At 61.7% G+C, this 16017-nt stretch carries 15 protein-coding genes; 7 read left to right on the plus strand and 8 right to left on the minus strand.

Annotated features, from left to right (window positions below; all coding sequences use genetic code 11):
* Positions 1-20 precede the first annotated feature (20 nt).
* From ABD283_RS12800 to ABD283_RS12825, 6 genes are all read left to right on the plus strand, one after another.
* On the plus strand, positions 21-521 hold the full coding sequence (locus ABD283_RS12800) for an NUDIX hydrolase (protein ID WP_344225373.1): 501 nt from the start codon (positions 21-23) through the stop codon (positions 519-521).
* Between the two features lie 65 nt (positions 522-586).
* The gene (murJ, locus tag ABD283_RS12805; protein WP_344225374.1) at positions 587-2239 is read left to right on the plus strand and encodes a murein biosynthesis integral membrane protein MurJ; all 1653 of its coding nucleotides are present in this window, start codon (positions 587-589) and stop codon (positions 2237-2239) included.
* Positions 2240-2305: 66 nt separating this feature from the next.
* A complete protein-coding gene (locus tag ABD283_RS12810; protein WP_344225375.1) occupies positions 2306-4033 on the plus strand; it encodes a hypothetical protein in 1728 nt (575 codons plus the stop codon).
* A gap of 87 nt (positions 4034-4120) precedes the next feature.
* Positions 4121-5155 (plus strand): thioredoxin-disulfide reductase, encoded by a 1035-nt coding sequence (gene trxB / locus ABD283_RS12815; protein ID WP_425552839.1) that lies wholly within the window; start codon positions 4121-4123, stop codon positions 5153-5155.
* A gap of 90 nt (positions 5156-5245) precedes the next feature.
* Positions 5246-5581, plus strand: coding sequence for a thioredoxin (gene trxA, locus ABD283_RS12820; RefSeq protein WP_344225376.1), 336 nt, complete (start codon positions 5246-5248; stop codon positions 5579-5581).
* Positions 5582-5640: 59 nt separating this feature from the next.
* Positions 5641-6843 carry a peptidoglycan-binding protein gene (locus ABD283_RS12825; RefSeq protein ID WP_344225377.1) on the plus strand — a complete coding sequence of 401 codons (1203 nt, stop codon included), beginning with the start codon at positions 5641-5643 and terminating at the stop codon, positions 6841-6843.
* Positions 6844-6945: 102 nt separating this feature from the next.
* Here the strand turns inward: ABD283_RS12825 and ABD283_RS12830 are convergent, their stop codons facing one another.
* From ABD283_RS12830 to rpmH, 8 genes are all read right to left on the minus strand, one after another.
* Positions 6946-8304: a ParB/RepB/Spo0J family partition protein gene (locus ABD283_RS12830; protein ID WP_425552842.1), complete on the minus strand. Its 1359-nt coding sequence runs from the start codon at positions 8302-8304 to the stop codon at positions 6946-6948.
* Positions 8305-9538: 1234 nt separating this feature from the next.
* The gene (locus ABD283_RS12835; protein WP_344225378.1) at positions 9539-10393 is read right to left on the minus strand and encodes a ParA family protein; all 855 of its coding nucleotides are present in this window, start codon (positions 10391-10393) and stop codon (positions 9539-9541) included.
* Between the two features lie 269 nt (positions 10394-10662).
* Positions 10663-11271, minus strand: a complete 609-nt coding sequence (gene rsmG / locus ABD283_RS12840; RefSeq protein WP_344225523.1) for a 16S rRNA (guanine(527)-N(7))-methyltransferase RsmG — start codon at positions 11269-11271, stop codon at positions 10663-10665.
* A gap of 121 nt (positions 11272-11392) precedes the next feature.
* Positions 11393-11935 (minus strand): Jag family protein, encoded by a 543-nt coding sequence (locus ABD283_RS12845; protein ID WP_344225379.1) that lies wholly within the window; start codon positions 11933-11935, stop codon positions 11393-11395.
* Between the two features lie 13 nt (positions 11936-11948).
* Positions 11949-12938, minus strand: a complete 990-nt coding sequence (gene yidC / locus ABD283_RS12850; protein ID WP_344225380.1) for a membrane protein insertase YidC — start codon at positions 12936-12938, stop codon at positions 11949-11951.
* Positions 12935-13372 (minus strand): membrane protein insertion efficiency factor YidD, encoded by a 438-nt coding sequence (gene yidD, locus ABD283_RS12855; RefSeq protein ID WP_344225381.1) that lies wholly within the window; start codon positions 13370-13372, stop codon positions 12935-12937. Before yidD ends, yidC begins: the two co-directional genes overlap by 4 nt.
* Positions 13373-13443: 71 nt before the next feature.
* Complete coding sequence (rnpA, locus tag ABD283_RS12860) at positions 13444-13788, minus strand: ribonuclease P protein component (protein WP_344225382.1); 345 nt, start codon at positions 13786-13788, stop codon at positions 13444-13446.
* A gap of 19 nt (positions 13789-13807) precedes the next feature.
* Entirely contained in the window at positions 13808-13945 is a 138-nt protein-coding gene (rpmH, locus tag ABD283_RS12865) for a 50S ribosomal protein L34 (RefSeq protein WP_095797204.1), read from the minus strand.
* Between the two features lie 427 nt (positions 13946-14372).
* On the opposite strand from rpmH, the gene dnaA reads away from it, so the two are divergent.
* Entirely contained in the window at positions 14373-16001 is a 1629-nt protein-coding gene (gene dnaA / locus ABD283_RS12870; protein WP_344225383.1) for a chromosomal replication initiator protein DnaA, read from the plus strand.
* The last annotated feature ends 16 nt before the right edge of the window (positions 16002-16017 follow it).

The raw sequence follows: 16017 nt of genomic DNA on the forward strand, positions 1-16017 counted from the left end.
ATATGACTAAGGTAGTAGGCATGGCTTTTCCCGTCCCTAGCGCGCCCAAGAGGCGACCGAACCAACCGGTCTCCGCGCTGCCCACGGTGGAAGAAGTCTCGGCCGGCGGCATTGTGGTGAACCTCAAAGACCCCACTCATCCGGTGGCCATCATCGCTCGAATTAATCGCGGTGGTCGCCTTGAATGGTGCCTCCCCAAGGGCCACCCGGAAGGCAATGAGACCAACCAAGAAGCAGCTGTCCGCGAGATCGAGGAAGAAACCGGCATCATGGGCCGCGTACTCTCTCCACTGGGCAGTATCGACTACTGGTTCACCGTCTCCGGGCACCGCGTGCACAAGACCGTTCACCACTTCCTTCTGGAGGCCACCGGCGGCTTCCTGACCACGGAGAACGACCCCGATCACGAGGCCGTTGACGTCGCCTGGTCCGGGATCGACGATCTTGGCCGTAAGCTGTCCTTCCCCAACGAGCGGCGCATTGCCGATATCGCTCGGGAGTACATCATTCACCAGCTGTAAACGCGTCCGCGGACAGACTCCGCGGTGTCCGCGGTTTCATTCCCCGTGCAGGAAGGCCTGTTTTCATGCAGAGATCCGGTGCGCGTTCCAGCGCCATCATGGCGTCCGGAACCCTGATCTCCCGAGTTCTGGGCTTCGCCAAGGCGCTGCTGATCACGGTGGCCATTGGTTCGCTGACCACCATGGCGGACGTCTTCGAGCTGGCGAACAACCTGCCCAACCTGATCTACGTGCTGATCGCCGGCGGCGTGTTCAACGCAGTGCTGGTCCCGCAGATCATCAAGGCCTCCAAGAATCCGGATGCCGGCGCGGACTACATTTCGCGGCTGATCACCCTGGCCGTGCTCGCATTGCTGGGTGTGACCGCGGTAGTGGTTGCGTGTGCGATCCCCATCATCCGCATCATGGGCCCGGGCTGGTCCGAGGGCCAGCTGACCATGGCCATCACCTTCGCCCTGATCACGTTCCCCCAAATCTTCTTCTACGGCCTCTACACCGTGGTGGGCCAGGTGCTCAACGCCAAGGGTGCCTTCGGCGCGTACATGTGGGCGCCGGTGCTCAACAACATCATTGCGATCGCCGGCTTGCTGGTGTTCATCTACCAGTTCGGCCCGTTCGCCCGCACGCCCCACACCCTGGAGAACTGGACCTCGGCGCAGACCTTCTGGCTCGTGGGGATGTCCACGGTGGGCGTTATCGCTCAGGCACTCATTCTTTTCTGGCCGCTCAAGCGCCTGGGCCTGGGGCTGCGACCCAAGTTCGGCTGGCGCGGCATCGGCCTCTCCACCGCCGCTAAGTTGGGCGGCTGGACCCTGGCCACCGGAGTGATCGCCAACCTCGCCTTCCTGGCGCTCACCCGTACCGCAGCCATCCCCACCGGTGCTCGTAACGTCGACCCGTCCGGCGGGGTATCCGAGCAGATCGCCGGTGTCACCGCACTCAACCAGGCCTCGCTCCTCTATTCATTGCCCCACGGCGTGATCGGCCTGTCGATCGCCACGGTCCTGTTCAACCGCATGGCCGCCGCCGCGGACGCCAAGGACCGCGACAGCCTGGTCTCGTCGCTTTCCTCGAGCATGCGCATCACCAGCGTGGCCACGGTCTTCTGCATGGTCGCGCTCATCGTGTACGCGGGCCCGCTGGGCATGATGTTCTCCGGTGGGATCGCCCCGGCCGGCGCCGTGATCGGCCAGGTCATCACGGTCATCGCGATCGGCGCGCCGTTCATGTCCACGGCTTTCATGCTCGGCCGTGCCTTCTACGCGCAGGAGGACGCCCGCACTCCGTTCGTGGTGCAGGTGATCGTCTCCATCTTCACCGTGATTGCCGCAGTAGCTATCGCCCGCGCCCTGCCACCCGAATACATGGTCTTCGCCGTGGCCGGTTGCTACGCGGCCCAGAACATCCTGGCCACGCTCCTCTACCACTTCGCGCTCAAGCGGCGCATCGGGGATTACGACGTCGCTCGCATCCTGGGTGCCCACGCGCGGATCCTGGCGGCCTCGCTGGTAGCCGGCCTGGGCGGCGTCGTCGCCCTGTGGCTGCTGGGCGGCTACGAGACCGGCGGATTCCCGTGGCAGAACCAGATCACCGCCTTCACGACCGTGATGGTGGGCGGCGTGGCCATGGGGTTGGTGTATCTGGTGGCCATGAAGGTATTCCGGGTTGAGGAGTTCGGCTCGCTGATCGGCCCGTTGAAGGCGCGCCTGGGCCGGTAGACTGCCCAACAGTTTGTCGTCGCGCCCGCGAACCGTGCCGGGCGCCGTAACTCGAGGGAGTTCGCCGTGTCCCAGCCCATTGCGCTCGGAACTGTACTGGGAGGCCGCTACCAGGTCACCGCGTCGCTGTTGACCAGCGCCGATGATGACCACGTGCTGCAAGGTGAGGACCAGATTCTGCGGCGCCGGGTGTCCATCCTGGTCCCTGGTGACGACCACGAGCAGCTCATGGTGGCCAACGCGCGCTCCCTGGCCTCGGGCTCGGGCAGTGACCGCTTCCAGATTCTGGACCTCGGACAAACCCAGGACTCCACGTACGTGGTGACCTCTTATGCTCCCGCCGCGGACCTGCTGGACACTCTGCTCGTTGCCGAGAACGAACTCGAGGACGAGTCCCTCTCGGACGATATCTTCGGTGACTCCCGTTCCAATCCGGTGTCCCCGTATGTCTACGAGGAACCGGACCCCACCCAGCCGCACCAGGCTGTGGCCGCCACGGGTTCCGAGTCCGCCTCCGATTCCGGCTCATCCACCGACACCGCCGGGCCGGGTGACGATGCCCAGGCTGCCGCTCAACCCGCCGTCACCAAGTGGAGTGATGACGAATACGACGCGTACGAGAACGCCCCCGCCGCGCCCTCGGTGCGCAATAAGTTGGGCCGCGCCCGCAAAGTGAACCCCGAGTCGACCCGCTCCACCCTTTTCGACCGTGCAGCCGCCGGGGGTAGCGGTGCAGCAGTGGGGGCCTCCGCCGCGGCCGCGAGCAAGATCGACCCCACCTACGACGGGGACAATCGCTACGAGAGTTTCGAAGCCAACGAGGGTAAGCCCGAGCGCCTGACCGGTTACCCGGTCATCGAGGACGAAACCCCCGGCCAGGACCGCTCAGGTGCGGCGACACCCGCGGGAGCTGCTGCGATGGATCAGGCCATCGACCGCGGTGAAGAGCCCGTCCACGAGGACTCGGACGATAACAATGCCGACCGCCGCCATGACCGCGGGGAAGACGGCTCCGCTCATGCCGCTGGTGGGTCCGCCGCACTCGGTGCGGGTGCCGCGGGCGCAGCCGGTTCCGCCGGTGGTTCCGGCGCCGGTCATGACCCCGGTGCTACCGCCGATCCCGAGAAGCCCGGCAAGAAGCGCAACGGCCCACTGCGTGCCCTGCTCTTGCTCCTGTTGATTCTCGCCCTCCTGGCCGCAGTGGTCTTCGGCTTCCGTGCACTGGGGTCGTTGACCTCCCAGTTCGGCAGCGACGACTCCGACCCGGCACCGCAGGGCGAGCAAACGACGTCGGCGCCCCAGGAAACCCAAGCGGCCGATGCCGAGGGCGACCAGGCCGAACCCCAGCCGCAAGCGGTGACCCGAGTGACGTCTGATCCGAATTTCATGACCGACACGGACGCGACTCTGGACCAGGCCATCGACGGCAATCCCGCCACCTACTGGCTCAGCTACGGATTCTCCAACGCTGCCTTCGGCAATCTGACCGATTACGTGGGTCTGGCCGTGGAGCTCGAGGAGCCCGCGCCGGTATCCGAAATCACGATCGATCAGTCCAGCGGCAGCGGCGGCAACTTCAACGTCTACGTTTCCGATTCCCCCTCCATGGACGACGCGCAGCAGGTTGGAACGGGATCGTTCACCGGGCCCCAGATCACCGTGCCGCTCAACCAGACGGCCCAGGACGGCGAGCACCAGTACGTGCTGGTCGTTTGGGATCAGCTGCCGCAGCTCACGAACCCCATTGGCGGTTACCAGCACGGGCTGCGCATCGGCGAAGTCTCGGTGGAGTAGCCACCCGGAATATTCACGCCGTACCGGCACGTTCTTCCAGTAGTTTCCCGCCGCACACGCGGCAATCCTCAGAAAGGCCTACTACACGTGAGCAATGATTTCGGTCCCTCCTTCGCGAACGCCGTGAAGTTGAACCTGACCCCCGCTGCGGCGCAGGAGACCGCCCCCGGCACGTCTGACGCCTCTGACGACGCCGTTCACGACGTGGTCATCGTTGGTTCCGGTCCCGCCGGCTACACCGCCGCTATTTACGCAGCTCGCGCGGATCTCAAGCCCATTGTGATCGCTGGTTCGGTGACCGCTGGCGGCGAGCTCATGAACACCACCGATGTGGAGAACTACCCCGGGTTCATCGAGGGCATCATGGGCCCGGATCTGATGACCAACATGCAGCAGCAGGCCGAGCGCTTCGGTGCGGATATCCGCTTTGAGGACGTCACTGCCGTGGAGCTGGACGGTGAGATCAAGACCGTGACCGTCGAGGACGGCACCGTGTTGCGCACCCGCACCGTGATCATGTCCACCGGCTCCGCGTACCGCAAGCTGGGGCTGGCCAACGAAGAGCGCCTGTCCGGCCATGGCGTCTCGTGGTGCGCCACGTGCGATGGCTTCTTCTTCAAGGAACAGAACATTGCCGTGGTCGGTGGCGGTGACTCTGCCATCGAGGAGGCCACCTTCCTGACCAAGTTCGCGTCCAAGGTGACCCTGATCCACCGCCGCGACTCGTTCCGCGCTTCGGAGATCATGCAGCAGCGCGCGTTCGACGATCCCAAGATCGAGATTCTGTGGAACAAGCAGGTCAAGGACATTCACGGCGATGCCAAGGTGGAGTCACTGACCCTGGAGGACACCGTGACCGGTGAGACCTCCGAGCTGGACATCACCGGTTTGTTCGTGGCCATCGGCTCCGACCCGCGAGTGGACCTGGTCAAGGATCAGTTGGACCTGACCGTAGACGGCACCATTGCCGTGGACGGCCGTTCCTCCACCACGTCCATCCCCGGCGTTTTCGCAGCCGGTGACGTTGTGGACGCCACCTACCGTCAGGCGATCACCGCCGCGGGCTCAGGATGTGTTGCCGCGATCGACGTGGAGCACTACCTGGCAGCTCTCGACAGCTGATCACAGCCGACTTTGTCATAATCAATCTCAACCATTGGTGAACCGCCCGTTATGGCCGGTCAATCACCCGTTTGAAAGGAACTACTCGACATGAGTGCAGCCAAGGACGTCACCGACGCCAACTTCGAGGCCGAGGTGCTGGAGAACTCCAAGCCCACCATCGTGGACTTCTGGGCCGAATGGTGCGGCCCCTGCCGCCAGCTGGGACCCGTACTGGACGCCATTGCCGCCGAGTACGCGGACAACGTGGACGTCGTGAAGGTCAACGTGGACGACAACCCCGCCATCGCTTCCAAGTACGGCATCACCTCCATTCCCGCCGTCTACTTGTTTGCCAACGGTGAAGTGGCCAAGACGTCGATCGGCGCCAAGCCCAAGTCCGCCCTTGAAAAGGACTTCGCGGACTACCTGACGCCGTCCGCCTGAGCGCCCAGCACACCACCGCCACCGCGCTCCACGTTTCACAACCGTCAGGGGGAAGACCAGTGACATCCGAGCAAAATGCGACCAATCTGCGCTTGGGAATGACCGACCGGCGCGTGGTTGGGCTGCGCGAACGACTCGTCCGTGCGTGTGAGGATTCCACTGGTTTTTCTCCGAATTCCGTCAATGACCCCTCGCACTTCGATGAGGCCCTGGACGGCGCTCTGCGTACCTTTCAGCAGAACAAGGGCCTCATCGTGGACGGCGTGGTGGGTCCGGAAACCGAGACGGCGCTGACACAGGCCCAGTACACGCTGGGCGATCGTCCGCTGTACTTCGACCCGGAGCACCCGCTCCGCGGTGAAGACGTGGAGCGCATTCAAACAAACCTTTCCCGGTTGGGTTTCTATTACGGTCATTTGAACGGCGTGTTTTCCCAGAAAACGCACTACGCGGTGGTGGAGCTACAGGAAAACCTCGGCTTGGAGCCCAATGGTGTGGTGGACCTGGAGACCATTGCGGCCCTGGCGCGGATCAACAAGAACATCACCTCGTCCAAGGCCTATTCTCTGCGCGACTATCATCGCTTGGAACAGGCGACTAATGCTCTCAAGCAGCGGGTCATCATCCTTCTCCCATGGGCATCTTCGGGACAGGCCGTCTCACCTACAGCACCTGAGCAGTTCACCAAGGATCAGGAACGCATCACCACCGATGTAGCTCTGCGCACCTATGAGCTCCTGAACAATGTGGGGGCCCTGCCCGTTGTCGTGGGTTCGGAGAACTACACGACCAATTCGGGGGAACGGGTGCGCACGGCTGGCTCCAAGGCAGACGCGACCAACGGGCATTCAGATGCCCTGGTGGTCACACTGCACTGCGACTGGAACCAATCCCAGTCCGCCCATGGTGTCGCTACGTATCACTGGGGCAACCAGGACGGAACCGAGACCTTCTCGCCCATTGGCGAAATGGCCGCGCGGTACGTCCTCAAGGAACTTGTGTCCCGCACGGGTGCTCAGGATCTTGGTTGCCACGCCAGGCAGTGGGAACTTCTGCGCTACTCGGATGCACCCACGGTGTGGATTGATCTGGGTTATCTCTCAAGTGCCAACGAGCGGGCTCATCTTGAAGATAGCGAGCACCGGGAGCGCTTGGCGGAATCGATTCTGTGCGGGCTTCAGCGCATGTACGTGCAGTCCAACGACACCGTATCCACGGGAACCATGAGTCTCTCCGATATCGAGGCCTACTACAACAAGTAGGTCGCGCGTCGATGTCATGAACTAGCCCCGATGTTTCACGTGAAACATCGGGGCTAGTTCGTTCCCTGACGGCGCCGAGAGGGTGCCGATGAATTTGGGAATCTACTTCCGATCTTCCATCTTGGGGTCGAGAACGTCGATGATTCGGTTCAAGTCCTCCACCGAAGCGAACTCGATAGTCATCTTGCCCTTACGTGCCCCCAGTTGAATCTTCACGCTGGTATCCAGGCGATCGGAAAAGGCGTCTGCGATGTAGTTGAGACGATCATCGTGGCGATGAGTAGGGGTCTTGCGCTTGGTGGCATGACGCTTCAGACCATCTGACAGGGCAACAGTCTCTTCCGTGGCACGCACGGACATCCCCTCAGCCACAATTCGCTGAGCCAGCCGCTCCATCTCTGCCGGGTCGGTCAGCCCCAGCAGGGCGCGGGCATGGCCGGAACTCAAGACACCAGCCGCAACGCGGCGCTGCACCAAGGGTGGCAGACGAAGCAAACGAAGCGTGTTGGAGATCTGCGGCCTGGAACGGCCGATGCGCTGAGACAGTTCGTCCTGGGTGGCACCGAATTCCTCAAGGAGCTGCTGATAGGCCGCCGCTTCTTCCAATGGATTGAGCTGCGATCGGTGCAGGTTCTCCAGGAGAGCATCCCGGAGGAGGTCATCGTCCGAGGTCTCTCGAATGATTGCGGGAATCGAATCCAGGCCGGCCTTTTGAACCGCACGCCAGCGCCGCTCACCCATGACCAGTTCGTACTTAGCGCCTTCATCCTCGCGGCTCGGTCGTACGACAACGGGCTGTAGGACCCCGAGTTCTTTCACCGAGAACGCGAGCTCGGCCAGTTCGTCCTCGTCGAAGACCTGGCGAGGCTGCTTCCTGTTCGGGTGAATGTCCTTGACCAGTACCTCGGCGAACTGTGCACCCGGCACCATTGCGAGATCCTCGTCATCACGGTCATTGGCGGCGTTAGGCGATGTTTCACGTGAAACATCGTCAGAGCCGGGTGCAGACGGAGTGGACGACGTCTCAACACCCGAATCGGCAGCTGTTTCTGCCCCATCCACTCCCGAGGTAGCCGTATCGTCCGCGCCCCCTGCGGAAGGAACCCGAATCGGCTCCTTCTTTGATTCGACCGTCGCGCCATCCGCGGAAGGAGTGTCCGTTTGGGCATGCGCCGCACCCCGCCCTCCCTGTTTGGCAGGAGATTCCGCTTCTGCCTGGTCGGTGCTAGGGGCAGCAGGTGACAGGTTCGACGTTTCACGTGAAACATCGTCATTACGTCCCGCCTGGCTTTCGTTCGTCGACGTTTCACCCGACGAAGAACTCGTTTTCGCGGGCTTGTTCAGCTCTGTAGAGGCACCCGGAGCGTCTTCGACTTCCACTTTTTCTGCGGCATCCGAAGGCAGGAAGAACATGTCGACCGGGCGTCGAACCGAAGTGGTACTACGGAGAGCCTGAGCCATGTCCCGGCGACCGCGCGCATTACTCTTGGTCCCCTTGGCCTGTCCATTGCTGTCAGAAGATGGCTTCTCCTGGGTCGGAGACTTCTCCGGGCTTGCTCCGCCCTTTGTTTCACGTGAAACAGTGGCCGGTCCACGAGATGCGGGGCTCTTCGTAGTACTGGAAGCGGATTCACTCGCCTGAGCCGGTGACTTAGTGGAATTTGATCGCCCACCATCCGAAGCCTGTGAAGAAGCCGCCGATTTCTTACCGGACTGGCCCTTAGTTTCGGCCTGAGCCTTCTCGGCAACCGGTGTTTTAGTGGCAGTCTTAGTCGGCTTCGTCTTCCGTGTCGCCGCGCTCGGCTTCTTCGACGCGGTCTCCTTGCTAGACGTAGAGGCCTCAGCTCTGGCTGAGCTCTTAGCCGGGGTGGACTGTGCCTTGTTTGCCTCACCCTGGTTTTTGTCTGTCTCCACAGATGGGGTCGCTGGTCCGCTAGGGATGAGTGCCCCTAGACCACGTCCCAAGCCGCGCCGTTTCTCGCTCACGGGGATCCTTTCGTCGAGTATTCGACGTTCATCTTATCCGTGAACAGCATCCACTCGCTGCTACCTCGCGTCCCGGCTGGTGTGTTGTGATGGGAAGGACACAGCCTTCTATGTTTCACGTGAAACATGCGGTGGCCTCCCTGAACTATTTACTACATCCCCGTGAGGCCTTCATACTGGCTGTCTTCTAGCGCCGTGCTGGTCCGCCTCAGAGCGTGGCACGTGCCGCGTTTCACATGAAACATGCCGCGTCTTTGTTAAGCGATGCACTAGATCCCTGAGTTATTCATACTTTGCTGCCTTCTAGCATCATGCTGGTCAACCCCATGGCTCGGCTCGTGCCGGTGTTCCACGTAAAACACCGGTAATACAAGAACACACATTCTTCATCGGCGACTACGTGACAGTGCTGCCTAAGCGACCTTGATGACGCATGAAAGTCGGAGGTACGGATCCGGCCATTCTGTCTACTGGTCTCCTGCGAGGACTCGATATGTTTCACGTGAAACATGCGCCGAGAATGTATCCGTCCAGAAGACCTGCTGGACAGCGGAAGATCAGACTAAAGGAGATCTCACTCAGACGGAGGCACTTCATCGCACCGGAAGGCGAAGCGGGCCACGAACCCTCAGGTTCGCGGCCCGCTTGGCGCCGTACTGATGTTTCACGTGAAACACGTGCATTTCTAGGCCACGTAAAGCAGGGAGGACTACCCCTTGGGAGAACGTGCCCCCAGTTCAACAGCGGCCTCGAGATAAGAGAGGGCGCCGGTGGAACTTGGATCGTACGTGATCACACTTTGCTGATAGCTCGGGGCTTCAGAGATTCTCACCGAGCGGGGGATCATGGTGTTCATGACCTGCTCCGGGAAATGCTCGCGCACCTCATCCGCCACTTGCGAGGCCAAGTTGGTGCGGCCGTCGTACATGGTGAGCAGGATGGAAGAGACCGATAAATCAGGGTTCAGGTGCTTCTGAATCATGTTGATGTTGTTCAGCAACTGGCTCAGACCCTCAAGTGCGTAGTACTCGCACTGAATGGGGATGAGCACTTCAGTGGCGGCCACGAACGCATTGATCGTGAGAAGCCCCAGACTCGGCGGGCAATCAATGAACACATAGTCCAGGCGGGGTTCGCCCCGTTCCTCACGGGCTTTGGCGTACTCCTTGAGTGCACGCTGTAGCCGCTGTTCGCGAGCAACGACAGAGACAAGTTCGATCTCCGCGCCCGCCAGGTCGATAGTTGCCGGCAATACCCACAGGTTCTCCATTTCCGGAGATTCCTGAACCACATCCACGATGGGCGTTTCGTCGATCAGAACGTCGTACACGCTGTCCACATCGGTCCCGTGAGGAATGCCCAATGCGGTGGAGGCGTTGCCCTGCGGATCGTTATCGACCACCAGGACATTCTGCCCCTGCTGCGCCAGGGCAACGGCAAGGTTCACCGAGGTGCTGGTCTTACCCACGCCACCCTTCTGGTTACTGATGGTGATGTAACGGGTCTCAGCAGGGGGATCAATCTTGGTCTGCTTGAGCTTGGCCCGACGTTTGTTCTCTTCCACGAGCTTCCTCCCGAGAGCGGTATCCGCTACTGCCTCTTGCGCTGCCGTACCGTGCTGAGTGTCCGTTTCACGTGAAACATGACGACCTCGGTCAGGAACAACCTTTTCTGTTTGTGCAACGGGATCCGGTGGAAGACCGAAGTCGTGATCGCGCGCTCGGTTATCCCGAGCTTCGGCGTTCTGCTCCACTCGTACCACTCGTCCTCTCCGACGTTTACAGACTGTACTGGGGTTAGCTTACCCAGCCAGATCGTTCACGCTGATCCGCATCACAATTCCAAGCGAACCACCGTGGTGGGTTCGCTCAGCAGATCCTCACCCACTGTGAGCACCTCGGCCGAACGCACACCGAAACGATTGAACTTCTTCTTGGCCTTATCGACCTCGTCCTGCGCCGAGCGTCCCTTGAGAGCCAAAAGTTGTCCCTTGCCCTTGAGCAGGGGGAGAGTGATGTCGACCAGGCCGATCAAGGCGGACACCGCGCGAGCCGTCACCACGTCGATGTTCTTCAGTTCGGCCTTGGCCTGCTCCGCGCGTGCACGGAGCACCGTCACGTTGGTCAGCTCGAGATCCTCGATCACCTCGTCGAGCCACTGAACACGTCGTTCCAGTGGTTCCACCAACGTGATCGAAATATCTGGGCGAGCCAATGCAAGACACAAACCGGGCAGACCCGCACCGGAACCGACGTCCACCACGCGGGCGTTCTTCGGAATCAATTCCTGCACTACGGCGCAGTTCAGTACGTGACGTTCCCACAATCGGGGGGCCTCGCGCGGGCCGATCAGACCACGGACGATCCCGGAGGAGGCCAGGTGTTCCGTGTAGCGCTTGGCCAGCTCCAATCGATCCCCGAACAACTGCTGCGCAGCTTCCAGCTCAGCACCCTCAAGCGGGGGAGCCGGCTGCGGATCGGGACCGGGCCGTGACTCAGCGGAAGGCTGAGAAGGCTCGGGAGCGGCGTCGTGCGTCTTGGACGAGCGTGACTGTGCCAAAGGCCTAGCCCGCTGCAGAAATCACGATGTGGCGGCCCGGGCCCTCGCCCTCGGACTCGGAAACGAGACCGGCCTCTGCCACGGCGTCGTGGATGATCTTGCGCTCATAGGCGGACAGCGGCTCCAGGTGAACGCTGTCACCGGTGGACTGCACCTTGGTGACAGCATTCTGCGCCATCTCGCGCAGTGCCTCAGCGCGCTCCTCGCGATAGCCGGCCACGTCGAGCACCAAGCGGCTGCGGCGCTCCGTGGCGGACAGTACCGCCAGGCGAGCGAGTTCCTGCAGCGAGTCCAGAACCTCTCCCTTGGACCCCACGAGAGCCTCGAGCTCGGCGTCCTCGCCGTCCTCGGTCACTACGGACACGTAGGTACGGCCGTCACGGACCTCGATGTCGATATCGCCGTCGATGTCGGCGGTGTCCAGCAGCTCCTCGATGTAGTCGGCCGCGATCTCGCCTTCTTCCTCGAGGGGGCTGAGCTGGGCTTCCAGAACGTCGCCGGACTGTTCCTCGGCTGCGGTTTCCTGATTGTTATCGGTGTCGTTCATACGATGCTCTCCCTCAGGACCCTTGCTTCTTACGGGACTGCTGCTGCTTCTGACGCTTCTTGGACACGGGCTGCTTGCGCTGACCCGCAGCGGCACGCTGACGCTGCTCTTCCAGCTTCTCCTCGTGCTCTTCCTTGGTCACGCCCACCGGGGGCAGCCCCTTGGCGGCGCGACGTTCGTTGAGCTCGCGCTCGGCCTGGGAACCCGGGGTCGGATTGTTGCGGATAACCCACCACTGCTGGCCCATGGACCACAGGTTGGACACGGTCCAGTAAATGAGCACACCCAGCGGGAAGTTGATGCCGCCGATCGCGAAGACCAGGGGGAATAAGTAGAGCATCATCTGCTGCTGGCGGTACATGGGCGACTGCTTGGCAGCATCGCTCATATTGCGCACGGTCAGCTGCTTCTGGGTGATGAACTGCGTTGCGGACATGGCCACGATCATCACGATCGCCAGGACCACGGTCGCCGTGTGGTTACCGGCACCCGGCTGCATCAGGGTGGAGAACAGCGGCGCACCAAAGATCGTGGAGGCGTTGAACTGCTCAACCAACTGCGGGGTCAGAACGTGGATGGACTCCCCGTTGCCGGCGGCCTGCGGCACCGAGCGCAGCACCTGGAACAACGCGAAGAAGATGGGCATCTGCACCAAGATGGGCAAACATGCCGAGAACGGGTTGGAGCCGTGGCTCTTGTAGAGGGCCATCTGCTCCTCAGCCATGGCCTGGCGCGAGAGCTGGTCCTTCTTACCCTTGTACTTGGCCTGCAGTTTGGCCATTTCCGGCTGCAGTTCCTGCATACCGCGCATGGACTTGATCTGCTTCAAGAACAGGGGAATGGTGAGCGTACGCATCACCAGGGTCAGGCCCACGATCGACAGCACCCAGGTGATACCCGAGGCCGGGTCCATGCCAATGGCTGTGAGCAATTCGTGGAATACCCACAGCACTGCCGAAACGGCCCAGCTGAAAGGGAAGAGGATGATGTCGAAGAAATTCATCGAACGTTGGCTCCTTGGGTCACGCCGTGGTGGTGACCTGGGCGGTCGCACGTGGCTTCACGTGCGAGGTTCGGGTGGTTGAGCAGAATGATTTTGGGCGTCTCGGACAGTGAGTGGAACTCACGCCCACCGCCTGGAACTCTATCGATTCCTCCCGCCGCCCATGGATGACAGCGCAGCAAGCGCTTGACGCTCAACCCCAGTCCGCGGCCTACGCCGTGAACGGTGAAAGCTTCGAGCGCGTAGGCCGAGCAGGATGGGAAGTAACGGCACACGTCCCCGTAGAGCGGGGACACGATGGATCGGTACAGCTTGAGCAGTGCGATACACAGGTTCTGCGGGGCGTACTTGATGGCGCGTAATGCGCTGTTCGCCCTGCGGTACTCGTGAGGCGCTCGGTTCAGGAGAGCGTCGGCTGCCACCCGGTCTTCCACGTGTGCGCCTCCTTCAATACCTTGCACTTCGAACGGTACGGCATTGCACTGGGCATTGCCGAAGTCTGTCGTTATCCGGCTTTCCGGGACGCACTCGCGTACGCACCCCGGTAGTCATCGCCGAGCTCATTCCATGTCGCACCCGCCGAGGCAGGTAAGGCACGTATCACCACGTCATGCCCGGTGGGGCGCGATCGGACGGTGTCCGCGGCGAATTCACGCAACCGGCGCTTGACCTTGTTGCGAACCACGGCGTTACCCACGGCCTTGGATACGACGAAACCCACGCGAGTCGGCTGGTCTTGATCGCTCACGCGTACGGATACGACGACGTTCCGGCGTCCACTACGGGCGCCGGAACGTACGGTTGCAGAAAACTGCGCCGAGGTGCGCATCCGATGCTGGACTGGCAGCACGGTGCGAAGCCTCTACAACTTAGGCCGACAGAGAAGCGCGACCCTTGCCACGGCGGGCATTCAGGATGGCGCGGCCTGCGCGGGTGCGCATACGAGCGCGGAAGCCGTGCTTACGGGCACGACGGCGGTTATTCGGCTGGAAAGTCCGCTTGGTCATTAGTCACTCCACAAGGTTGGGACAACGGTGCTTGAACCGTGCGGTTGCACGGGATGGGCACGCGGTAGGTATTTGGGTGCGCAGGCACGGCAGAAAGGCCCGAGCATAAACGCACAAGACTGATTTACAGTAGTCAATCGCCCGTCCCCGGTCAAATCAGGGGCTCCGCACGGACTTCTCCACAGTTGTGAATCCACAGGCTGTGGATGTTGTGAACAACGCTTCCGGCGGACGTCTCTCAGCAAGTTTATCCCCAGGCACGAACTACAAGGTTGTAGTTCTCCACACCGGCTGAATGGGGCTATGAAGTGCCGCGATGCATGTTCTAGGCTGTCCGTTACGGGTTCCCCCACTCTGGTTTATCCACCGCTGTGTACAACTCTGTGGAAAACTAGCCTCGACCCGCCGCTACCGTCAGGAGAAATACATGTATCAGGACAATCAGCCCCTGCTCCAACAGTGGGCCGAATGTGTCCGGTACATGAAGGAACATCCCAGCGTGACCGGCCGGTCCCGTGGCTTCATCTCGCTCTCCGAGCCCCAGGGCCTCATGGGCACCACGCTTTTGGTGGCCGTTCCCAATGAGCGCACCCGTGAGTACTTCCAGCACCGCAGCATGGCCGCCGTACTGGACGAGGCAGTGGGCCGTGTTTTCGGTCCGGAAACGCTGGTCGCGTTCGTGGTGGATACCGAACTCGGCCTGACTCCGCCGGAGCATGAGGCCCCCGCTCCCGCCGTCGATTCCCCAGTGCCCTCCATCGAGGAGCTCGAGGCCGAGCGCAACCGCAGCACCCCGTCGACACCGGCAACCCCGGGCGTGGATGTTCCCCGCACCGACCACCCGAGCCCGGTTCCCAGTGGGTTGACCGACACCATGGCCGCGGAATCCACCACGCGTGATTATGAGGATCTACCGCCGCGTCGAGACCCGCAGGCCGCACCGCCGGCGCGGCCGCGCGAACCGCTCAGCACCACCAACGGCACGGATACCAGCCCGTCGGATGCCGAGTGGGACAGCTCCGCGCGGTTGAACCCCAAGTACGTGTTCGACTCGTTCGTGATCGGCCAGTCCAACCGTTTCGCCCACGCCGCAGCGTTTGCCGTGGCAGAGACACCGGCCAAGGCATATAACCCGTTGTTCATATATGGGGATTCAGGGCTGGGTAAGACCCACTTGTTGCACGCCATCGGCCACTACGCCAAGCGCCTTTATCCCAAGCTGCGCGTGCGCTACGTGAACTCGGAGGAGTTCACCAATGACTTCATCAACTCGATCCGCGACGACGAGGGTTCCTCGTTCAAGGGCATCTACCGCAACGTGGACATGCTGCTGATCGACGACATCCAGTTCCTGGCCGGCAAGGAACACACGCAGGAAGAGTTCTTCCACACGTTCAATGCCCTGCACAATCACGAGAAGCAGATCGTGATCACCTCGGACATGCCTCCCAAGCAGCTGACAGGTTTCGCCGAGCGCATGCGCTCCCGCTTCGAGTGGGGATTGATCACGGATGTGCAGCCGCCGGAGTTGGAAACACGTATCGCGATTCTCCGCAAGAAGGCCATCAGCGAGGGCATGGATGCTCCGGATGACGTGATGGAGTACATCGCTTCACACATCTCCACCAATATTCGCGAGCTCGAGGGCGCACTGATCCGCGTCACCGCTTTCGCCTCACTGAACAAACAAGCAGTGGATCTGCCGCTGGCCGAGCTGGTGCTCAAGGACCTCATCACCGAGGACGGCGGCCAGGAAATTACGGCCGCGTCGATCCTGGGACAGACCGCGGCCTTCTTCAACATCACGTTGGATGAGCTCAAATCCAAGTCACGTACCCGCACGCTCGTGACCGCACGGCAGATTGCCATGTACCTGTTGCGCGAGCTCACGGACATGTCCCTGCCGAAGATCGGCCAAGAACTGGGCGGCCGTGATCACACCACCGTGATGCACGCGGATCGCAAGATTCGCACCCTGATGGCCGAACGGCGTCAGATTTTTGATCAGGTCACGGAGCTGACCAACCGCATCAAGCAGCAGTCCCGCGAGGGCTGAGCCCACTTCTTCGCAG

It is taken from the genome of Kocuria atrinae, from assembly GCF_039531425.1.
Classification (GTDB): domain Bacteria; phylum Actinomycetota; class Actinomycetes; order Actinomycetales; family Micrococcaceae; genus Kocuria; species Kocuria atrinae.